Source organism: Allobosea sp. TWI1241, assembly GCF_039673065.1.
In the GTDB taxonomy this organism is placed as follows: Bacteria; Pseudomonadota; Alphaproteobacteria; order Rhizobiales; family Beijerinckiaceae; genus Allobosea.
Window position 1 is genome coordinate 88510 of record NZ_JBDJKW010000013.1, and the last position, 19690, is coordinate 108199.

A 19690-nucleotide genomic window follows, 5' to 3' on the forward strand; every position below is an offset into this window, starting at 1 on the left:
GGGTTCAGGCCGTGCTGCGGCGGATGATGGCGCAGGGCAGCATCGAGCGCCCGGGCGCGTCCTCGCCGGCGATGATCTGCTCGATCACGGAGACGGCGCTGCGGGCCATGGCTTCCAGCCCCTGGTCGACCGTGGTGAGGTCGTAAGCCGCGAGCGCGCCCGGCGCCGAATTGTCGAAGCCGACCACGGCGAGCTGGTCCGGGACTTTCAGCCCGAATTCCCCGCGCGCCACGTCGAGCACGGCCAGAGCCATCTCGTCATTGGCACAGAAGATCGCGTCGGGGGGCTCGCTCGCGGAGAGCAGGGCGCGCGCCGCCTCCCGGCCGCCCTCGTAGCTGTAGCGGCCGATGCCGCGCGCCACGATGGCGAGCCCGTGCCGGGCCAGCCCCTGCGCGAAGCCGGCGGCGCGGTCGCGGCTGGTCGAGGTGTTCTCCAGCCCGGCGATATAGGCGGCGCGGCGCCGGCCGCTGGCGACCAGCATGTTGGCGACGAGCCCGGCGGCGGCGATGTTGTCGGCGCAGACGTCGCCCGCGACCTCCTCCTCGTCGTCGGCCATGCGGTCGAGCAGGACGATGGGGGTCTTGGCGGCGTTGTAGAGCCGCGTGACCTGCAGCGAGAGCGGCGCGCTCGCCACCAGCACGCCGTCGACCTGGAAGGTCAGGAGCTCCGGCAGCATCGCCTCGGTCGCAGCGGCGTCCTTGGCGACGAAGACGAGGGGGGCGTGGCCGCGTGCCTGGATCTCGATCGCCAGCGCCTCGATCAGGCGGGCATAGAACGGATTGCCGACATCGCTGACGACCACGCCGATCAGCCCGGAACGCCGGGTGTTGAGGCTGCGCGCGATCGCGTTGGGGCGGTAGCCCAATTGCTCGGCGGCGAGGATGATGCGGCGGCGCGTCTCGGGGGCGATGCTGGCGCCCTTGGTGAAGCAGCGCGACACCGCCGAACGCGAGACGCCGGCGAGTTCCGCCACCTCCCGCGATGTCACCCAGCGTCTGTTGGCGAAATCGCTCATCCCGCTTGTGTGTCTTGACGCGCGGGGAGCGTCAAGGGTAGCGTTGCACACGTATGCAACGAGGCGGGAGCGCAGCGTCCCGGTCCGCTCGGAGGAAATGGTCGCGAGGGCTCTGCCGGCGTTCCGCCGCAGGAAATACCCGTCTCGCGCCCTGGTTTCCGCGAACTGGCCGTCGGCGCCGTGGTCCCGCGCAATCACGCGAGCGAGGGCTGCGGCCGATGACCAGAGTGCTGATCGATTGCGATCCCGGCCATGACGACGCCATGGCGATTCTCTACGCCGCCAAGCATCTCGACCTCTGCGCGATCACGACCGTCCACGGCAACGCGCCGCTGGAGCACACCACCCGCAACGCGCTGTCGCTGTGCACGCTCGCCGGGCTGAACGTGCCGGTCTCGGCCGGCGCCGACCGCCCGCTGGTCCAGCCGCAGCTGCAGAAGCAGACACTCCACGGCAAGTCCGGCATCGACGGCGCCGAGATGCCGGAGCCCGACCGCGACGTCACCGGCGAGCATGCCGCGCTGACCATCATCCGCGAGGCGAAGCGCTCGCCGGGCGAGCTGGTGCTGATCGCCGTCGGCCCGATGACCAATGTCGCGCTGGCGCTGCGGCTCGAGCCGAAACTGCCCGAGCTGCTCAAGGGCATCAGCATCATGGGCGGCAGCACCACGGCCGGCAACGTCACGCCCACCGCCGAGTTCAACCTCTGGGCCGATCCCGAGGCCGCCGCCGCGGTGTTCGACTGCGGCATCCCGGTGATGATGGCCGGCCTCAACGTCACCCGCCAGGCGCTGATCGGCGCCCCGCATGTCGCGCGGCTGCACGGCACGGGCGGTCCGGTCGGCAAGGTGATGGGCGACCTCCAGGACTTCTACGCCACGCGCTCCAGCGCGGTGTACGGGCTGGCCGGCGCGCCGATGCACGACGCCTGCGCCGTCGTGCCCTTCGTCCATCCGGAGCTGATCAAGCACCGCGCCTGCCATGTCCACATGGAGCTGGCGAGCCCGCAGGTGCGCGGCACCACGGTCTGCGACCTGCGCGTCTTCAAGTCGGCGCCCGCCGCCGCCGCCCGCACCCAGCTGCCGGCCAATGCGCTGGTGGCGCTCGAGATCGACGGAGCCGCCGTGGTCGACGTCGTGGTCGACGCGGTCCTGAGCTACGACGCCTGACGACACGATCAGAACGATCCGGAGGAAACCCATCATGACCACACGTCGCGATACGCTCGCCATGCTCGCCGCCGGCGCCGCCTCGCTTGGGCTGGGGCGCGCCGCCTCCGCCCAGGCCAAGGGCGAGCTCAACGTCATCTGGCAGGCCTGGCCTGACGCCCATGTCACGCCGATCTTCGACGGCTTCAAGAAGAAGAACCCGGGCGTCACGCTGCGCGACGAGCGCCTGCCGTTCAACGAACTGTTCCAGGCGACCGAGGTGCGGCTGCAATCGCGCGGCCCGACGCCGGACATCTACATCGCCGACGGCCCGCTGACCGCCTCCTACGCCGTGCGCAAGCATCTGCAGGAGCTGGACAGCATCATCGGTGACCTCGACCGCTACACCAAGGCGGCGCGCGACCAGGGCAGCTTCCGCGGCAAGCTCTACACCCTGCCGCTCTTCTCCAGCAGCCAGCTGCTCTACATCAACAAGAAGCTCTTCGCCGAGGCCGGAATCACCCCGCCGCCCGCCACGGTCGACGGGCGCTGGACCTGGGAGCAGGTCGTCGAGGCCGCCAAGAAGCTCACCGACAGGTCGAGCAACCGCTGGGGGCTCGTCATCGAGCAGGCCGAGCGGCCCTATCAGCTGCTGCCGCTGGCGCAGTCCAAGGGAGCGGCCGTGATCGGACCCGACGGGCTCACCGCCTCCGGCTTCGTCGACAGCGCGCCCTTCATCGATGCGTTCCGCTGGTATGGCGAGCTCTACACCAAGCACCAGGTCAGCCCGCCGAACGTCTTCGAGATCAATCTCGCCCAGGAGCTGTTCGCCACCGGCCGCGCCGCGATGTATCTCGGCACCAACTCCAATATGAGCATCTTCGGCAGCCGCGAGGGGCTCGACTGGACGGTCGCCGCCCATCCGTATTTCAGCGGCGGCAAGCCGGTGACGCCGACCGGCAGCTGGCATGTCGGCATGAACCCGCGCACCAAGCAGAAGGAGGCCGCCGAGGCCTTCATGCGCTACCTCGCCGAGCCGGCGACGATCGAGATGCAGGCCCGCGCCCGCGCCAACCCGCCGGTCATCCGCAGCGTCTGGGATTCGATGAGCGACGTGCTCGGCACGCCGGGCTGGAAGATCATCCGCCACGAGCTCGACAACACCGCCGTGCCGCGCCCCGCCACCCCCGGCTGGCGCGAATACGAGGACATCCTGCGCATCGCCATCCGCGAGATCACCGGCGGGTCCGACCCGGCCGCGCGTCTGCAGAAGGCCGCGAAGGACATCGACCGCGAAATGGCCAAGTACCGCGGCTGATCATGAGCACCGCAGCACGGCATCACGGCGCGCCGGGCCTCCTGGCGCGCATCCTCCGGTCCCAGGGCGGGCTCGCGGCCCTGTTCCTGGCCCCGGCCCTGCTCGGGCTGCTGGTGTTCCGCCTCGCCCCGATCGCCGTCGCCGGCATCGGGGCGCTCTATCGCGAGAACCTCGAGGGCGACCAGGCCTTCGTCGGCCTCGCGAACTTCGCCTCGCTCTTCGCCGATGACAGCTTCTGGCACGCGCTGCGCACGACGCTGCTGTTCAACATCATCATCAACCCGCTGCAGATCGCCATTGCCTTCGGCATGGCGCTGCTGGTGCTGAAGCCCGGGCGCGGCATCACCTTCTTCCGCGCCGCTTTCTTCCTGCCGATGACGCTGTCGATCGGCCTGACCGCGGTGCTGTGGTCGATGCTGCTCGACCAGACGATCGGCCCGGTCAACGCGCTGCTCGAGCAGCTCGGCTTCGCACGGCAGGGCTTCTTCCGCGACGAGAACCAGGCGCTCGGCACCGCGATCGCCGTCGCCAGCTGGAAGGGCTGCGGCTACTGGATGGTCTTCCTGCTCGCCGGCCTGTTCGGGATCGACGAGCAGCTCTACGAGGCCGCCCGCATCGACGGTGCCACCGCCGGGCAGCGCTTCCGCTATGTCACGCTGCCGCTGATGCGCCGGCCGCTGACCTTCGTGCTGATCGCCGACACTGCGGTGAACTTCCTGTTCTTCGCGCCGGTCTACATCATCACCGCCGGCGGGCCCAACGGCGCCACCTCGCTGATGATGTTCAAGGCCTACGAGGCCGCCTTCACCTTCATGAACTGGGGCCGCTCGCTGGCCTATTCCACCGTCATCCTCGCGATCGTCATCCTGGTCGCGATCGTGCAGCTTCGCCTGCTCAGGCATGGGGAGAACGAGGCGTGAGCACCGTCCATGGCAGTCCCTCGGCGCGCTTCGGCGCCGGGCTCGCCCGCTATGCCGCGCTGATCGCGATCGCGACGGTGCTGCTGCTGCCGCTGATCTGGCTCGTCCTCTCGTCCTTCCGCCCGGCGGGCGAGATCTTCGCCAACAGCCACCAGTTCACCTGGCGCACCTTCGTGCCGAGCGTGGTGACCTTCGAGAACTACACCTCGCTGGTCGAGACCGGTTTCTTCCGGGCGCTGGCCAATTCGCTGTTCGTCGGCGTCGCCACCATGGCGCTGGGCCTGCTGGTCAACGCCTCGGCCGGTTTCGCCTTCGCGGTGTTCGAGTTCCCCGGTCGCGGCCTGCTGCTGATCCTGGTGCTGGCCTCGGCGATGATGCCCTTCGAGGCGATCGTCATCCCGCTCTACCAGATCATCCGCTGGCTCGGCTGGGTCGACAGCTACCAGGCGCTGATCCTGCCGGAGGTGGCGAACGGTCTGGTGATCTTCCTGTTCCGCCAGTTCTTCGTGGCGGTGCCGCGCGAGTTCTACGAGGCGGCGCGGGTCGACGGTGCTTCCTGGGGCCGCATCTTCTTCAAGATCGCGCTGCCGCTCTCCTGGCCGGTGATTGTCACCGGCGCGCTCATGCAGTTCATGACGCAGTGGGAGGCGTTCTTCTGGCCGCTGGTCGCCGCACCATCGCCCGACCATACGCTGGTGCAGATCGCCATCACCCGGAACATCTCCTTCGAGGAGACCTCCTGGGGCCGGCTGTTCTCGTCGACGACGATCGCCTGCCTGGTGGCGCTGGTGCCCTTCCTGGCCTTCCAGCGGGTCTATCTGCGCAATATCGCCTCGTCCGGCCTCAAATAGGGCTTAACTGCCCGCCGGTGCGCCTTGCGGGCGCGCCCAACGACCGAGAAACCACATGATCCTCGTCTTCGGATCGATCAACATCGATCTCGTCGCGCCCGTCGCGTCGATCCCGCGTCCCGGCGAGACCGTGCTCAGCGCCGGCTACAGCACGCTGTTCGGCGGCAAGGGCGCCAACCAGGCCGTCGCCGCCGCCCGCATCGCCGGTCCCGGCGCGGTCGCGATGATCGGGCGCGTCGGCGACGACGCCTTCGGCCGGCTCTGCCGCGACAACCTCGCCCGCAACGGCATCGCCGTGGAGCGGATCGGCACCGACGACGCGCTGCCGACCGGCTGCGCCTTCATCGTCGTCGACAAGGCTGGCGAGAACGCCATCACGGTCGCGAGCGGCGCCAATGCCGGGCTCGACGCGTCGGCTTGCGGCGACGCGCCGGTGCAGGGCTGCGTCGGCGTCTTCCAGATGGAAGTGCCGCTGCCCGGCTCGCTCGCCATGGCGGAGCGGATCGAGGCCGCCGGCGGCACGGTCGTCTGGAACCTCGCGCCGGTGCCCGACGACCTCGGGACCGACGATCTGCGCGCCATCCTGCGTCGCACCGACTACCTCGTCGTCAACGAGCTGGAGGCGCTGCGCGCCAGTGTGCTGCTCGGGCGCGAGGAGGAGGGCTTCGAGGCCGCCGCGGCCTGCGTCGCCCGCGAGGGGGCGACGCATTGCATCGTCACTGCCGGCGCCCGCGGGGCCTTCGTGGTGGGCCCCGACGGTACGAGCCGCCATGTCCCGGCGCGCCCGATCGAGCCGGTCGACACCACCGGCGCCGGCGACGCCTTCGTCGGCATCCTCGCGGCCGGGCTGTCGCGCGGGGCGGGGATCGAGATCGCCTGCGCCGACGCCTGCCTCGGCGCCTCGCTGGCATGCCTCGCCTTCGGCGCCCAGCCGGCCTTGCCGACCCGCGCCGAGCTCGACGCGGCGCGATAGCGCAGGCCGAACCGCTCGCGCTGCCTTGCTCGGGACGCGATGCGATGCGAGGTCGCGTCTCGGACACGACACGGGGAGGCGAGCGCATGAGCGAGGACAGACCGGCCGGGCGGGGCGCGATCATGCGCCGGACGCTGCTTCTGGCCGCCGCCTCGACGCTTGCGCCGCTGCCGGCCTCCCGCGCGCTGGCGGCCCCGCCGCCCTTCCGCACCCGCGGCGGCCAGTTCATCGAGCTCGATCCGCGCGAGGACGTCGCCGGCATGGTGCTGGAGGATTTCGCCGGGAAGCGCACGCCGCTGCGGCGCTATCGCGGCCGCCCGGCGCTGCTCGCCTTCTGGGCGAGTTGGTGCCCGCCCTGCCTGCGCGAGCTGCCGATCCTGCACCGGTTGCAGCAGCGCGAGGCCGAACTCGGCTTTTCGGTGCTGCCGGTCTCGCTCGATCGCGAGGTCGCCAAAGCGCGCCGCTTCATCGACCGTCTCGGCCTGCGCGGCTTCCGCAGCTTCATCGACACCGACGGCCTCGTCGCCTCGGGGCCGAAATCGCTGATCCAGACGCCGTTCCAGCTCTACGGCATGCCGATGAGCTATGTGCTCGACGCCGAGATGCGCACCGCCGGCCATCTCTCCGGCGAGGCCGACTGGAGCACGCCCGAGGCGCAGCGCCTGATCCGCTACTTCGCCGCGGCAGCCTGAGCGAGCCGCATCACGGGAAGGGGGCGGCCGTCGCTGCGTTCGACCCGGTTCCGTCCGGCGGCCTTCGCCTGGTAGAGCGCACGGTCGGCCCGGCGCAGCACCGCGTCGAAGCTCGCGTCCGAAGGCTCCTGGAAAGCGACGCCAGCCGAGATCGTCAGCGACACCGCCGTGCCGGCGAGCATGACGGGTGAGGCCTCGATGGCCCGGCGCAGCGTCTCGACCAGCGCCAGCGCGCTGTCGCCATCGGCGTCCGCGACGATCAGCGCGAACTCCTCGCCCCCGGTTCGGGCGAGAACCCCGCCGGTGCCGCAGGTCTCGCCCAGCACCTTCGCGACATGCACCAGCGCCCGGTCGCCGGCCTCATGGCCGTGGGCGTCGTTGATCGGCTTGAAGTTGTCGATGTCGATGGCGCACACCAGCAGGCGTCGCCCTTCGCGGCGCGCGGCCGCGAAGGCGTGGGCGCCCTGGCTCGCCAGCGTCCGGCGGTTGGGCAGGCCGGTCAGATAGTCCGTCGCTGCGGCGATCGCGAGTTGCTGCTTGAGATGGTCGGAGCAGATCAGCAGGAAGCAGGTCGTCCCGACCACCGGGATCAGGCTCATCAGGATCGGCGTGACGAGGTTCAGCCAGATGCGCGCGTCGACCACGGTCGTGGCCGGCTCCACGCCGATCGCCGGATAGCCGACCAGGCGCAACAGGTAGAAGCTTGAGATCAGCAGCAGGAGACCGGCGAGCACCTCGCTGCTGCGCGGCCGCTCCGGGCGCGGCTGCGACAGCAGCAGCGCGGCGCTCGCCAGCATCAGCCAGCCAGAGGTGAGCGAGAACGCGAAGACACGTGTGATAAAGGAGGGCGTCTGGGCCGAGAACCAGTATATGAGCGCCGTCGTCACCACGGCCGGAAGCCATTGCAGCATCCCGCGCCGCTGGCCGCGCAGCCGCTGGATAGCCACGGAATAGGCGGTGAGCCCGAGAAGGATGCCGCCATTCGCGATGACCAGCATGGTCGGACCGGGCACCGGCGCGCCGATCGCGAAGGCGGCGCAACCGCCGGCTATCAGGATGGTGCCGAGTTGCCAGAAGGTCGCGGCGGAGCGCAGGGTCGTCTGCAGATCCCGCGACACGATGGTGAGCACGACGCCGTTTGCGAACGTCATGAGGGCGACGGTCATGAAGACGGTAGCCAGATCGGTCATCGCATACAGTTCCCCGTCACGTCGGCCATCATGCGCGACGCCGCGCCCGGGGCCAAAACGCCCGAGCAGCGCTTCGCCATGATGCCTAACGCGCCCTTGCACGGCTTGCCGGCATCAGGCCGCTTTCCGACCGCCGCATGACAGAGTACGGATGCGGCGCGATGTCGCCGGAGCGGGGGCGTGGCATGATGGCCAAGCGGACGCCGTTCGTGTCACATGCGCCCGCCGCCCCGACCGCATGGACTCGCCGCATGACGCTCGCCCTGATCAAGCGCCTGCTCGAACCGCGCTCCGTGCTGGCGATCGGCGAGATCGGCGCGGTCGGCACCATCGCCGCCCAGATCCGCGCCGGCAATTATCGCGGCCGCTTCCGCAGCATCGCCTCGGACGAGGCGCCGGAGATCGCCGCCGGCACCGACCTCGTCGTCGTCTCGGTGACGGACGCCCTCAGGGCGATCGCGCGGGCGGGTAAAGCCGGTTGCGCCGGCGTGCTGGTGCCGGACGGCAGTCCCGCCGACCTGCCGGCGCTGAAGGCGGCTGCGCGTGCCGCCGGCGTGCGGGTGGTCGGCCCGTCCTCGCTCGGCATCGCCTCGCCGCGCCTCGGCCTGAACGCCACGCTGGTGCCGGTGACGCCGGCTGCCGGCTCGCTGGCGCTGGTCGCCCGCTCCAATTCCGTCGCGGCCGGCATCCTCGCCTGGGCGGCGCGCCGCGAGATCGGCCTGTCCGGCGCGGTGGTGCTCGGCGACGGCGCCGATGTCGATCTCGCCGACTGCCTCGACCATTTCGCCGCCGACCATGTTACGCGCTCGATCCTGCTCGCCCTCGACGACGTCTTCGACGCCGCGCGCTTCCTCTCCTCGGCCCGGGCTGCGGCGCGACTGAAGCCGGTGCTGGTGCTGCGGCCGCCGGGCGCGCCGGCCACCGGCCCGGCCCTGACCCACGCCGCGCTGATCGTCACCGCCGACACCGCCCATGAGGCCGCCTTCCATCGCGCCGGGCTGCTGCGCGTCAGCGATCTCGACGAGCTCTTCGCCGCCGCCGAGACGCTCGGGCGGGCGCGCGCCGCCGAGGCGGGCCGCCTCGGCATCGTCGGCAATGGCGACGGGCTCGCGGCGCTCGCGGTCGGCCGCCTGCGCCAGATCGGCGGCGCGGCAGCGGCGGCGCGTGCGCCCGAGATCGTCGTGAGCGCGCAGGATTACGAGGCGGCGACCGCCCGCCTGCTCGCGGAACCCGATGTCGATGCGGTGCTCGCCTTGCACGCGCCGGTGGCGCCCACGGACCCGCTCGACTGCGCCCGCGCCGTCATCGCCGCGCGCGACGCCGCCTCGCCGCGCAAGCCCGTTCTGGCCGCCTGGATCGGCGGCGGGGACGAGATCGCCTCGCTTTTCGCGGCCGCCGGGGTGCCGTCCTTCGCCACCGAGATGGAGGCCGTGGTCGGCTTCGCCCATCTGACGCGCCATGCCAGGTTGCAGCGTGAGCTGATGGTGACGCCGCCGTCGAGCGACGACGACAGCCCGGTCGATCTCGCCGCCGCCCGCGCCATCGTCGCCCGCGCCCTCGGCGAGGGCCGCCACTGGCTCGACCCCGAGGAGGTCGCCGATCTCCTCGCCCTGTTCCATATCCGCATGGTGCGCCCGGTCGTCGTCGCCGATGCCGATGCGGCGGCCGCCGCGGCCGAGCCCTTCTTCGCCGCCGGCCGCACCGTCGCGCTCAAGGTCGTCTCGCCCGACATCGCGCATAAATCGGATGTCGGCGGCGTCGAACTCGATCTCGCCGGCCGGACCGCCGTGCGCGAGGCGGCTCTGCGCATCGCCGAGCGCCTGCGCGTGGCACGCCCCGAGGCGCGGCTGACCGGCTTCTCGATTCAGCCCATGGCCCACCGTGCCAAGGCACGCGAGCTGATCGCCGGCTTCGCCACCGATCCCTGCTTCGGCCCGGTCGTGGTGTTCGGCCGCGGCGGCACGGCGGCCGAGCTGATCGCCGACATCCATGCGGCGCTGCCGCCGCTCGACCTCGCCTCGGCGGAGCGGCTGATCTCGCGCACGCGGGTCTCGCGCATCCTCGCCGCCTATCGCGACGTGCCGGCCGCCGATGGCCCGGCGATCGCCGCGGTGCTGGTGGCGCTCGGCCAGATGGCCTCGGACCTGCCGGAGGTCCGCGAAGTCGACCTCAACCCGATCCTCGCCGATGCCAGCGGGGCGGTGGCGGTCGATGCCCGCATCGTGCTGGAGCCCGATCCGGCCCGCCGCCGCCGCCCGGCGATCCGGCCCTATCCCGGCGCCTGGACGCGGCGGATCGCGCTCGGCCAGCGCAGCTTCCTGGTGCGGCCGATCAAGCCGGAGGACGAGCCGGCGATCGGCGAGATGCTGGCACGCGTCACGCCTGACGATCTGCGCCTGCGCTTCTTCGCGCCGCTGAAGTTCTTCAGCCACGCCTTCCTGGCGCATCTGACACAGCTCGACTACGCCCGCGAGATGGCCTTCATCGCCTTCGACGAGGAGACCGGCGACGCGGCCGGCGTCGTGCGGCTCCATGCCGAGCCCGAGCATGTCGAGGCCGAGTACGCCATCCTGCTGCGCTCCGACCTCAAGGGCATCGGCCTCGGCCGGGCGCTGATGCTGCTGATCATCGAATGGGGCAAGGCGGAGGGCCTGCGCCGCATCCAGAGCCAGGTGCTCGCCGAGAACGGCCCGATGCTCTCGCTCTGCCGCAGCCTCGGTTTCGTCGTCACCACCGAGCCCGACGATTCCTCGCTGCGCCGCGTCGTTCTGACGGTGGAGACTGAGGGCGCACCGCTGGAGACGCTGCCCGTCTAAGGGCGGCCGCCTCACCGCCGCGCGGCCTGCATCGCCTCCGCCAGCGTGCGCCACAGCTCCTGCCCGCCCATCTGCGTGACGTTGAAGCGCATGAAGGCGGCGGCACTGCGCGTCGGGCTGAACACGTCGCCGGGAGCCAGCACCAGCCCGCGCGCCAGCGCCAGCCGGGCGAGATCGGCGGAGTCGACGCCCTCCGGCAGGCGGCACCAGAGCAGGAAGCCGCCGCGCGGCACCAGCCAGGGCGTGATCCCGAGGCCGGCCAGCCGCTCGGCGACCTCGGCGCGCAGAGCCGCAAGGCGGCGGTGCAGCCCATCGAGATGGCGGCGATAGCCGCCATCGCCGAGCACCTGCAACACGAGCTCGGCCGCCAGCGGGCTCGGCCCGCCGAAGCTGGTCGCGACCTGCAGGTCGATGAGCGCCTCGATCCAGTCTGGCCGCGCCGCGACATAGCCGCAGCGTACCGAGGCCGACAGAGTCTTGGAGAAGCTGCCGATGCGGATCACCCGGGACAGCCCGTCGAGGCTGGCGAGCCGGACGGACGGCTCGGGCTCGAGGTCGCCGAAGATATCGTCCTCGACCACCACGACGTCATGGGCGGCGGCGAGGCCGAGGATGCGGTGGGCGATGCGCGGCGTCATCGTCGCGCCGGTGGGATTATGCAGCGCCGAATTGGTGATGTAGAGCCGCGGCGCCGTGCCGGCGGCGGCTGCCGCGAAGGCCTCGGGATCCGGCCCCTCCGGCGTGTAGGGGATGGCGACGATCTGCGCCCGATGCGCGGTCAGCAGCGCCTGGAAATTGAAATAGCAGGGATCGTCGACCAGCACCGTGTCGCCCGGCCGCAGCAGCAGCCGGCAGACCAGGTCGATGGCGCGCGTGCCGGAGGCGGTGAGCATCAGCTGGTCGGCCCCGGTGGCGATGTCCTGCCCGGCGAGCTGGCGGGCCAGCAGGCGGCGCAAGGGCAGCGAACCGCGCGTCTGGCCGTAATCCGCGAGCAGCGACTCGGGCGCCCGCGCTAGCGCGCGCAGCGCCTTGCGGATCGCCGGGTTCGGCATCCAGCCCGCCGGCATCCAGCCGCAGCCCGGCTTGGGCTGCGCGGGATCGGCATCGAGCGACTGGCGCGAGACCCAGAACGGATCGATCGCCGGCTCCGGGCGCGGCTCCGCCTCCGCGAGGGAACGCGGCGCGCTCACCGCCGAGACGAAGAAGCCGGAGCCGGGGCGCGAGCGGATCAGCCCCTCGGCGAGCAGCCGGTCATAGGCCTCTACCACCGTCGAGGGGGAGACGCGCATCTCCTGCGCCAGACGGCGGATCGAGGGCAGCCTATCGCCGGCGCCGAGGCGCCTCTCGGCGATGCGCGTGCGGATCGCCATGGCGACCGCGCCGGTGCGGGACAGCGTTTCGACTGGCATCGGGACGCTCCGTATGGGGCGGTGTGGCAGTACGGTTCTATCCGATCGTATGGCCCTGTATCTGGCGGCGCCAGCCCCGCGGCGCTACGTCCCGACGCTGACGGGAGAAGGTGTCCATGGCGCGCGCGACGGAGGGATGGGGCAGCGGGCTGCTCGGTGTGGTGATCTTCAGCGGGTCCCTGCCGGCGACGCGGGTCGCGGTCGAGGGGTTTTCGCCGCTGTTCCTGACGAGCGCCCGGGCGGTGATCGCAGCCGTTCTCGGCGCCGGCCTGCTCGCCCTGCTGGCGCAGGCTCGCCCGGCCCGGCGCGATCTCGGCTCGCTGGCCGTGGTCAGCCTCGGCGTGGTGGTCGGCTTTCCGCTGCTGACCGCGCTCGCCCTCCAGCATATCCCGTCGGCACGCTCGATCGTCTTCATCGGTCTCTTGCCGCTGGCGACCGCACTGTTCGGCGTGCTGCGCGGCGGCGAGCGGCCGAAGCCCGCCTTCTGGCTGTTCTCGATCCTCGGCAGCCTGCTGGTCGCCGGCTTTGCGCTGGCGGGCGGCGGCGAAGCCTCGCTGCTCGGCGACGGGCTGATGCTGGCGGCCGTCGTGGTCTGCGGACTGGGTTATGCCGAAGGCGGGGCGCTGTCGCGGCGGCTCGGCGGCTGGCAGGTGATCTCCTGGGCGCTGGTTTTGTCGCTGCCGGCGATGGCCGCGCTGGCGCTCGCGACATGGCCCGGCTCGCTGGCCGGCATCGGCCGGCCCGCCTGGCTCGGGCTCGCCTATGTCTCGGTGTTCAGCATGCTGGTGGGCTTCGTGTTCTGGTATCGCGGGCTGGCGCTCGGCGGCATCGCCACGGTCGGCCAGCTGCAACTGCTCCAGCCCTTCTTCGGGCTGGCGCTGGCCGGGATTCTGCTCGGCGAGGCGGTCTCGCCTGCCATGGTCGGCGTCACCGCGCTGGTGGTGCTCTGCGTCGCGGGTGCGAGGCGCTTCGCCTGAGCGGGCGGTCTGTCAGGTCAGAGGCGGGCGAGGGCGGCGCGGATGCGCTCGGCATTCTCGGCCAGCACCTCGGGCTTCTCCATCGCCCCGGTATGCGGGCGCATGGCGACGCCCTCGAAGCGCGGCACGACATGGACGTGGAGATGGAACACCACCTGCCCGCCGGCGCTCTCGTTGAACTGCTGCACCGTGACGCCATCGGCGCCGAAGGCGCGCATCACGGCCCGAGCCAGCTTCTGCGAGGTCAGCGCCACCGCCGCCAGCGCCTCGGCCGGCGCGTCGAGCAGGTTGCGGCAGGGCGCCTTGGGGATGACCAGCACATGCCCGTCGGCGCGCGGCATGATGTCCATGATCGCGAGCGTCGCCTCGTCCTCGTAGACGGTCTGCGACGGCAGCTCGCCGCGCAGGATCTTGGCGAAGACGTTGCTGGGATCATAGGCGCTCATGGCTGCTCCCCTTGAGGCTGGCGCGACTCGGACGCCGCGAGAGGTAAGGTCTCGACGATCCGGCTGTCCAGCACGAGGTCGTCATGGGCCCCCATCACGGCGAGATCCCGCACCGTAAGCCGCAGCAGGTCGCGGTCCCACCAGCGCGCGACGAGGTGCCCGAGCGCCGCGGTCTCGGCCGCATCGAGATCCGCGACGAGATTGTAGAGCCCGACGAGCCAGAGATCGCCCGGCGCGCGGCCGAATTCCTGCTGGATGACCTGCAACGGATTGGCGCCGTCGCCGAGCGCCGGATAGGTCCGCAGATAGAGCCGCCCGCGGTTGACCGTGCCGGAGAACGGCCCGCGCAGCACTACCTCGAAGGGGCCGAGCGCCGCCAGCGCCCGGCGCGTCTCGGGGGCGATCAAAGGCGGCGTGCCGCGCGACAGCGTGCCGACGACGGTCGCGTGCAGCCGGTCGGCGCGCTTGGGCTGCAGGTCCCAGGCGATCTTGGCGGCGAAGGGCGCCGCGCGCAGCTCCGCCTCGAACGCCGCGAAGGCGGGCGAGGCCGCGAGCGCCTCGGCCGGCAGCATCATCACCAGCGAGAAGATCGCCTCGTGCCGCCCCATGAGGTAGCCGCGTTCCGCGTCATGGGCGATCACGCCCGGATGCTCTGGGCGCAGCAGCGGCAGATGCGCCCGGCGATAGCTCTCGTCGAGCCTCAGCGGCTCGGCGAAATCGCTCAGGCTGCGGCGATAGCCGAGGTCCTCGTCGCCGCAGATCGTCTCAGCCGCCATCGCCCTGTTCCTTGAACGGCAGTTCGGCCTCCAGGGCCGAGCGGGCGGCGTCGATCTCGCGCCGTTCCCCCGTAAGATAGGCGGCGACCGCGCGCTCCAGCCCCGGATCGGCAAGGCGGTGGGCCGAGCGGGTCACCACCGGCCGGTACCCGCGCGCCAGCTTGTGCTCGCCCTGCGCGCCGGCCTCGACCCGCGCCAGCCCATGGGCGATCGCATAGTCGATGGCCTGATGGTAGCAGAGCTCGAAATGCAGGAACGGGTGGTCCTCGATGCTACCCCAGTTGCGGCCATAAAGGGTGTAGGCGCCGCGGAAATTGATCGCGCCGGCGATGTTGCGGCCGCCGCGACGCGCTAGCACCAGCACGATCCGCTCGCCCATGCGCGCGCCGATCTCGGAGAAGAAGCGGCGGTTCAGATAGGGCCGCCCCCATTTGCGCGCGCCGGTATCCTCGTAGAAGGCGAAAAAATCGTCCCAGACGCTCTCGGTGAGGTCGGCGCCGGAGAGCACCGCGACCTCGATCCCGGCGGCGAGCGCCTCGCGCCGCTCGCGCTTCAGCGCCTTGCGCTTGCGCGAGGACAGCGTGGCGAGAAAGTCGTCATAGGAGCCGAACCCGTCATTGTGCCAGTGGAACTGGATGTCGTGGCGTTCGAGATAGCCGGCGGCGGCGAGCGCCGCGAGGTCGGGCTCCTGCGCGAAGGTGACGTGGACCGACGAGGCTGCGATCTCGCCGCGCAGCGCCTCGAGCCCGGCGATCAGCGCCCCGCGCGCCTCGTCGGCGTCCGGCCCCTCGGCGACGAGCAGGCGCGGGCCGGTGGCGGGGGTGAAGGGCGCCGCAACCTGGATCTTGGGATAATAGCGGCCGCCGGCGCGCTCATAGGCATCGGCCCAGCCATGGTCGAAGACGTATTCGCCCTGGCTGTGGCTCTTGACGAAGGAGGGGGCGGCGGCGAGCAGCCGCTCCTGCGCGTCGTGGACGAGCAGATAGGCCGGCGACCAGCCACTGCGCCCGCCGACGCAGCCGCTCTCCTCCAGCGCGCGCAGAAAGGCGTACGAGACGAAGGGGTTGTCGGGATCGGCTGCGGCAGGGCCGAAGCCGGCGGGGCGGCCGGCGCCGGGATTGGCGCAGGCGTCCCACGCGGCGGCGGGAACGCCTTTCAGCGAGGTCGCGACGCGGACGGTGAGGCCTGCGTCAGGACCGGTCTCGCTCAAGGCCGGAAGCCCTCGAAGACCATCTGGTCGGCATGCTCCGCCGCCCGCGCCCGCTCCTCGGGCGTCCTGACCGTCCAGGTGATCAGCGGCAGGCCGAGCGCCTTGCGGCAGAGGAAGGGCGCGGCGCAGGGAAGGTCGCCGACCTTCCAGGACACGAAGTCCGGCCGGCTGGTCTCGAAATGCAGCAGGTTCGCCAGCGCGTGCTTCTGCTGCGGCGACATGGCGGCATAGTCGCCATACTCGTAGGCGCTCATCGCCACGATGCCGCGCGAGAAGCCGGGGGCGAGCTCGCGCAGCGCCGCCACGATCGTCGGGTCGAAGGATTTCAGCACGATCGGCTGGTCGCGACGGGCGTTGACCACCTCGGCGGTGCGCCGCGTCAGGCGCAGGTCGCCGTCGAAGCGGCTCTTCACCTCGATCACCAGCGGGGTGCGCCCGCCGATCAGGTCGAGGAAGGCGTCGAGCGTCGGGATCCTGTCGCTCGACCCTTTGAGCCCGATCGCCGCGAGCTCGGCCGCCTTGCGCGCCGCGACGGGGCCCGTCGCGGCGGTCAGCCGGTCGAGATTGAAGTCGTGGAACACCATCGCCTCGCCATCGGCGCTGAGCTGCACGTCGCATTCGATGCCGAAACGGCCCTCGATGGCGTTCAGCGCCGCGGTGGGCGAGTTCTCGGCGACGCCGGCGGCGAGGTCGTGCAGGCCGCGATGGGCGATCGGGCGGATCGTGAGCCAGTCCTGCGCGTGCATCAGGCGATCTCGAACATCGCCTCGACCTCGACCGCGGCGTCGGCCGGCAGCTCGGCGACGCCGATGGTCGAGCGGGCATGGCGGCCCTTGTCGCCCAGCACCTCGACCATCAGGTCGGAGGCGCCGTTCATCACGGTCGGCAGCGCGGCGAAGGTCGGGATGGCGTTGATGAAGCCGCCGAGCCGCACGCAGCGCACGATGCGGCCGAGATCGCCGTCGAGCGCCGCCTTGGCCTGGGCCAGTACGTTGATGGCGCAGAGCCGCGCCGCCTCGAGCCCGGCCTCGTTGAAGATCTCGGCGCCGAGCTTGCCCTTGTGCCGGTCGGCCAGCTTGCCGTCGGGGCCGAAGCAGAGCTGCCCCGAGATCACCAGCAGGTTGCCGGTAATGACATAGGGCACGTAGTTGGCGACAGGGGCGGCGGGGGCGGGCAGGGTGATGCCGAGGCTGGCCAGCCTGGTTTCGATGGCGTTCATCGCGAGGGCCTCATGAGCGGCGCGTCTTGCGCGGGTCCGGAGCTGGTCTGCAGGTGCTGTGCCTCCATGTCATGGACGAAGCTCGGCTGCGCGGCAAGCGGCGCCGCGGCGATGGCTAAGGCCGCGCCGCGCCATCTTTGCGCCATTGCGCCGGTGCACCTAGAATCGCATGCTCCGCCGGTCCGGCGGGGCCGAACATGAAGGCGAATGACGGCATGAAGGCGTGGCTGATCTGTGGAAGCGCGGGGCTGGTTCTGGCTCTGGCAGCTCCGGTTGTGGCGCAGGACAAGGCCGCCCCGGTCGTGCTGGCCTCGCACCGCATCGTCTACGATCTCTCGCTCGACCAGGGCGCGCCCTCGCGCGACATCTCCAGCGCCCGCGGCCGCATCGTCATCGATTTCTCCGGCGATGCCTGCGACGGCTACGCTCTCTCCTTCCGGCAGGTGACGGAGCTCGGCTCCGAGATCGGGCCGCGCGTCATCGATGCGCGCACGACGAGCTTCGAGGACGGCACGGCGAAGACCTACCGCTTCAAGACGGAGAGCAGCACCGCCGGCGCACCGGCCGAAACCGTCGACGGCACCGCCAAGAAGGCCGCCGAGGGCTATGAGGTGACGCTGCGCGCACCGGAGGCGGAGACGCATCGCGAGACCGTGCCGACCATGTTCCCCAGTGAGCAGATGAAGGCGCTGATCGCGGCCGCCCGTGCCGGCAAGACCACGCTGAACGCCCGGCTCTATGATGGCGCCAACACCGGCAAGGACGTCTACGAGACGCTCTCCGTGATCGGCCGCCCGGTCACCGGCGAGCCCGCCGAGCCGGCGCTGCGCCGGCCCGAGCTCAAGGACGTCAAGCGCTGGCCGGTGACCATGTCCTATTTCAAGGTCGGCTCGGAGGAGAGCACGCCCGCCTACACCGTCTCCTTCGACCTCTACGAGAACGGCATCGGCGGCTCGGTAAAGCTGGATTACGGCTCCTTCGCCCTGCGCGGCACCGTCACGAATCTGGATCTGCGTCCGGCTTCGGACTGCGCGAAGTAGCGCGCCGGCTGTCGCGCAGCGACAGCCCCTTGCCGATCACCGCCTCGCCGAAGCGCGCCCTGACGCGGTCGAGTGCGCTTTCCATCGCCTTCAGCCGCGGCGTCTCCCGGTCGGCGAGGTCGCCATGGTCGGCGCTCTCCGGATCGGAGAGATCGGCCGCGCCGATGCCGATCAGCCGGTAGGCGCGCCCGCCGCATTCGCGCCGCAGCAACTCGCGGCCGGCGGCGAACAGCCTTGCAGCGAGCTGGGTCGGCTCCGGCAGGCGCGCGGCGCGGGTGATGATCTGGAAGTCGCTGCTCTTGAGCTTCAGCGTCACGGTGCGCCCGGCGAGCGCCTGCCCCTTGAGCCGGACGGAAGTCTTCTCGCAGAGCCGCCACAGGATCGGCTCGAGATCCTCGAAGCGCGACAGGTCGACGTCGAGGGTCGTCTCCGAGGAGACCGACTTGGTGTCGTGGTCGGGCTGGACGCGGCGCGGATCGATGCCGCGCGCCAGGTCGCGCAGGCGGGCGCCGTCCTTCCCGGCGATGCGATACAGCGTCTCGACCTCGGCGCGGGCGAGGTCGCCGATGGTGGCGAACCCGGCCTGGGCGAGCCGCGCCACGCCGGCCTGGCCGACGCCGGGGATCATCCCGACCGGCTGCGGCGACAGGAAGCCGACAGCTTCCGCGCGGCCGATGATCGAGAAGCCGCGCGGCTTGTCGAGGTCGGAGGCGACCTTGGCCAGGAACTTCGCATAGGACAGGCCGACCGAGATCGTGATGCCGATCTCGCTCTCGACGCGGCGGGCGAAGCGCGCCAGCGTCGCCGCCGGGCTGGCATGGTGCAGCCGCTGCGTGCCGCCAAGGTCGAGAAAGGCCTCGTCGATCGAGACCGGCTCGACCAGCGGCGTCAACTCCTGCATCAGACGGCGGACCTCGCGGCCGACCTTGGCGTATTTCGCGATGTCCGGCTTGATCACCACCGCCTCGGGGCAGGCCTTCAGCGCCTTGAACATCGGCATGGCCGAGCGGACGCCGGACATGCGGGCGATGTAGCAGGCGGTCGAGACCACGCCGCGCTTGCCGCCGCCGATGATCACCGGCTTGTCGACGAGCGAGGGATCGTCGCGCTTCTCGATCGTCGCGAAGAAGGCGTCGCAGTCGACATGGGCGAGGTGGAGGCTGTCGCGCTCGGGATGGCTCAACAGCCGCGGCGAACCGCAGGCCGGGCAGCGCCGGGGCCGGGCTGCCGCCTCGGTGACGACATGGTCCGCGAGGCAGTCGCGGCACAGGATCCGGCCCGCATCGCTGCCGGGCGCGGTCACGGGTCGTAGGCGTCCGGCGGGCCGGCGAGCAGTTCGCGCGCCTGGGCGATCACCTCTGGATCGAGCGCGAGATTGGCCGCGAATTCGAGCAGAAGCGATTCGCTGGCGCAGAGATGGTCGACGACCGCGAGCAGGAAGCCGGGCTCCTGCGCTGCCGAGCGCAGCGTGCCCGGCCCGATGCCGGTCGCGGCCAGGAAGGGCTCGATGCGTTCGGGCTCGGAAGCGAGGAAGGCGAGGGCGCGCAAGGCGAGCGCCTCGGCTTCCTGCGATGTGATGGCGCGCGACATGACGGATACCTCGCCGGGTGTCTGCGATCGGATTTGCGTTTCGTCAACGGCTGGCGTGATACATCATCATCGAACGAGGTCGCCGGCTTTGAAAGCCCCG

Annotated in this window: 19 protein-coding genes; 9 read left to right on the plus strand and 10 right to left on the minus strand. The window is 71.2% G+C overall.

Going from position 1 to position 19690, the window contains the following annotated elements; genetic code table 11:
* Positions 1–4: 4 nt before the first annotated feature.
* Complete coding sequence (locus ABE438_RS16260; RefSeq protein ID WP_346503695.1) at positions 5–1015, minus strand: LacI family DNA-binding transcriptional regulator; 1011 nt, start codon at positions 1013–1015, stop codon at positions 5–7.
* Between the two features lie 218 nt (positions 1016–1233).
* Between ABE438_RS16260 and ABE438_RS16265 the strand changes: the two genes are divergently transcribed.
* From ABE438_RS16265 to ABE438_RS16290, 6 genes are all read left to right on the plus strand, one after another.
* On the plus strand, positions 1234–2184 hold the full coding sequence (locus ABE438_RS16265) for a nucleoside hydrolase (protein ID WP_346503696.1): 951 nt from the start codon (positions 1234–1236) through the stop codon (positions 2182–2184).
* Between the two features lie 34 nt (positions 2185–2218).
* Positions 2219–3481, plus strand: coding sequence for an ABC transporter substrate-binding protein (locus tag ABE438_RS16270; protein ID WP_346503697.1), 1263 nt, complete (start codon positions 2219–2221; stop codon positions 3479–3481).
* A gap of 2 nt (positions 3482–3483) precedes the next feature.
* Positions 3484–4401: a carbohydrate ABC transporter permease gene (locus ABE438_RS16275; RefSeq protein WP_346503698.1), complete on the plus strand. Its 918-nt coding sequence runs from the start codon at positions 3484–3486 to the stop codon at positions 4399–4401.
* Positions 4398–5252: a carbohydrate ABC transporter permease gene (locus ABE438_RS16280; protein WP_346503699.1), complete on the plus strand. Its 855-nt coding sequence runs from the start codon at positions 4398–4400 to the stop codon at positions 5250–5252. The genes ABE438_RS16275 and ABE438_RS16280 overlap by 4 nt, the downstream gene beginning before the upstream one ends.
* Before the next feature lie 55 nt (positions 5253–5307).
* Positions 5308–6225, plus strand: a complete 918-nt coding sequence (locus tag ABE438_RS16285; protein WP_346503700.1) for a ribokinase — start codon at positions 5308–5310, stop codon at positions 6223–6225.
* A gap of 86 nt (positions 6226–6311) precedes the next feature.
* Positions 6312–6917, plus strand: a complete 606-nt coding sequence (locus ABE438_RS16290; RefSeq protein ID WP_346503701.1) for a TlpA disulfide reductase family protein — start codon at positions 6312–6314, stop codon at positions 6915–6917.
* Here the strand turns inward: ABE438_RS16290 and ABE438_RS16295 are convergent.
* Positions 6896–8107, minus strand: a complete 1212-nt coding sequence (locus ABE438_RS16295) for a GGDEF domain-containing protein (protein WP_346503702.1) — start codon at positions 8105–8107, stop codon at positions 6896–6898. The two genes, ABE438_RS16290 and ABE438_RS16295, sit on opposite strands and share 22 nt — an antisense overlap.
* Before the next feature lie 251 nt (positions 8108–8358).
* Between ABE438_RS16295 and ABE438_RS16300 the strand changes: the two genes are divergently transcribed.
* Positions 8359–10923: a bifunctional acetate--CoA ligase family protein/GNAT family N-acetyltransferase gene (locus ABE438_RS16300; RefSeq protein WP_346503703.1), complete on the plus strand. Its 2565-nt coding sequence runs from the start codon at positions 8359–8361 to the stop codon at positions 10921–10923.
* Between the two features lie 11 nt (positions 10924–10934).
* On the opposite strand, the gene ABE438_RS16305 is transcribed toward ABE438_RS16300, so the two are convergent.
* Positions 10935–12332 (minus strand): aminotransferase-like domain-containing protein, encoded by a 1398-nt coding sequence (locus ABE438_RS16305; protein ID WP_346503704.1) that lies wholly within the window; start codon positions 12330–12332, stop codon positions 10935–10937.
* Positions 12333–12448: 116 nt separating this feature from the next.
* Here ABE438_RS16305 and ABE438_RS16310 point away from each other — a divergent pair, with 116 nt between their 5' ends.
* The gene (locus ABE438_RS16310) at positions 12449–13309 is read left to right on the plus strand and encodes a DMT family transporter (protein WP_346503705.1); all 861 of its coding nucleotides are present in this window, start codon (positions 12449–12451) and stop codon (positions 13307–13309) included.
* A 17-nt stretch (positions 13310–13326) separates the two neighbouring features.
* On the opposite strand, the gene ABE438_RS16315 is transcribed toward ABE438_RS16310, so the two are convergent.
* Genes ABE438_RS16315 through ABE438_RS16335 form a run of 5 tightly spaced genes read right to left on the minus strand, consistent with a single transcriptional unit; the run spans position 13327 to position 16960 of the window.
* Positions 13327–13755, minus strand: a complete 429-nt coding sequence (locus ABE438_RS16315; protein ID WP_346503706.1) for an HIT family protein — start codon at positions 13753–13755, stop codon at positions 13327–13329.
* Positions 13752–14531, minus strand: coding sequence for a hypothetical protein (locus ABE438_RS16320; protein ID WP_346503707.1), 780 nt, complete (start codon positions 14529–14531; stop codon positions 13752–13754). Before ABE438_RS16320 ends, ABE438_RS16315 begins: the two co-directional genes overlap by 4 nt.
* The gene (locus ABE438_RS16325) at positions 14521–15741 is read right to left on the minus strand and encodes a GNAT family N-acetyltransferase (RefSeq protein WP_346503708.1); all 1221 of its coding nucleotides are present in this window, start codon (positions 15739–15741) and stop codon (positions 14521–14523) included. Before ABE438_RS16325 ends, ABE438_RS16320 begins: the two co-directional genes overlap by 11 nt.
* Entirely contained in the window at positions 15738–16487 is a 750-nt protein-coding gene (locus ABE438_RS16330) for a glycerophosphodiester phosphodiesterase family protein (protein WP_346503709.1), read from the minus strand. The genes ABE438_RS16325 and ABE438_RS16330 overlap by 4 nt, the downstream gene beginning before the upstream one ends.
* Positions 16487–16960: a RidA family protein gene (locus ABE438_RS16335; RefSeq protein WP_346503710.1), complete on the minus strand. Its 474-nt coding sequence runs from the start codon at positions 16958–16960 to the stop codon at positions 16487–16489. Before ABE438_RS16335 ends, ABE438_RS16330 begins: the two co-directional genes overlap by 1 nt.
* A 197-nt stretch (positions 16961–17157) precedes the next feature.
* Between ABE438_RS16335 and ABE438_RS16340 the strand changes: the two genes are divergently transcribed.
* Positions 17158–18000 carry a cell envelope integrity EipB family protein gene (locus ABE438_RS16340; protein WP_346503712.1) on the plus strand — a complete coding sequence of 281 codons (843 nt, stop codon included), beginning with the start codon at positions 17158–17160 and terminating at the stop codon, positions 17998–18000.
* Here the strand turns inward: ABE438_RS16340 and ABE438_RS16345 are convergent.
* Together ABE438_RS16345 and ABE438_RS16350 are read right to left on the minus strand one after the other, a co-directional pair.
* Entirely contained in the window at positions 17957–19303 is a 1347-nt protein-coding gene (locus ABE438_RS16345; RefSeq protein ID WP_465248629.1) for a DNA polymerase IV, read from the minus strand. The genes ABE438_RS16340 and ABE438_RS16345 overlap by 44 nt on opposite strands.
* Positions 19300–19590, minus strand: coding sequence for a DUF3572 domain-containing protein (locus ABE438_RS16350; protein WP_346503713.1), 291 nt, complete (start codon positions 19588–19590; stop codon positions 19300–19302). The genes ABE438_RS16345 and ABE438_RS16350 overlap by 4 nt, the downstream gene beginning before the upstream one ends.
* Positions 19591–19690: the final 100 nt, after the last annotated feature.

What these genes read in the sequence shown, in the direction of transcription:
- ABE438_RS16270 (WP_346503697.1), top strand. Translation starts at nt 2,219, where the DNA reads ATGACCACACGTCGCGATACGCTCGCCATGCTCGCCGCCGGCGCCGCC.
- ABE438_RS16320 (WP_346503707.1), bottom strand. Translation starts at nt 14,531, where the DNA reads ATGGCGGCTGAGACGATCTGCGGCGACGAGGACCTCGGCTATCGCCGC.
- ABE438_RS16275 (WP_346503698.1), top strand. Translation starts at nt 3,484, where the DNA reads ATGAGCACCGCAGCACGGCATCACGGCGCGCCGGGCCTCCTGGCGCGC.
- ABE438_RS16340 (WP_346503712.1), top strand. Translation starts at nt 17,158, where the DNA reads ATGAAGGCGAATGACGGCATGAAGGCGTGGCTGATCTGTGGAAGCGCG.
- ABE438_RS16265 (WP_346503696.1), top strand. Translation starts at nt 1,234, where the DNA reads ATGACCAGAGTGCTGATCGATTGCGATCCCGGCCATGACGACGCCATG.
- ABE438_RS16290 (WP_346503701.1), top strand. Translation starts at nt 6,312, where the DNA reads ATGAGCGAGGACAGACCGGCCGGGCGGGGCGCGATCATGCGCCGGACG.
- ABE438_RS16285 (WP_346503700.1), top strand. Translation starts at nt 5,308, where the DNA reads ATGATCCTCGTCTTCGGATCGATCAACATCGATCTCGTCGCGCCCGTC.
- ABE438_RS16260 (WP_346503695.1), bottom strand. Translation starts at nt 1,015, where the DNA reads ATGAGCGATTTCGCCAACAGACGCTGGGTGACATCGCGGGAGGTGGCG.
- ABE438_RS16300 (WP_346503703.1), top strand. Translation starts at nt 8,359, where the DNA reads ATGACGCTCGCCCTGATCAAGCGCCTGCTCGAACCGCGCTCCGTGCTG.
- ABE438_RS16350 (WP_346503713.1), bottom strand. Translation starts at nt 19,590, where the DNA reads ATGTCGCGCGCCATCACATCGCAGGAAGCCGAGGCGCTCGCCTTGCGC.
- ABE438_RS16315 (WP_346503706.1), bottom strand. Translation starts at nt 13,755, where the DNA reads ATGAGCGCCTATGATCCCAGCAACGTCTTCGCCAAGATCCTGCGCGGC.
- ABE438_RS16310 (WP_346503705.1), top strand. Translation starts at nt 12,449, where the DNA reads ATGGCGCGCGCGACGGAGGGATGGGGCAGCGGGCTGCTCGGTGTGGTG.
- ABE438_RS16335 (WP_346503710.1), bottom strand. Translation starts at nt 16,960, where the DNA reads ATGAACGCCATCGAAACCAGGCTGGCCAGCCTCGGCATCACCCTGCCC.
- ABE438_RS16330 (WP_346503709.1), bottom strand. Translation starts at nt 16,487, where the DNA reads ATGCACGCGCAGGACTGGCTCACGATCCGCCCGATCGCCCATCGCGGC.
- ABE438_RS16295 (WP_346503702.1), bottom strand. Translation starts at nt 8,107, where the DNA reads ATGACCGATCTGGCTACCGTCTTCATGACCGTCGCCCTCATGACGTTC.
- ABE438_RS16305 (WP_346503704.1), bottom strand. Translation starts at nt 12,332, where the DNA reads ATGCCAGTCGAAACGCTGTCCCGCACCGGCGCGGTCGCCATGGCGATC.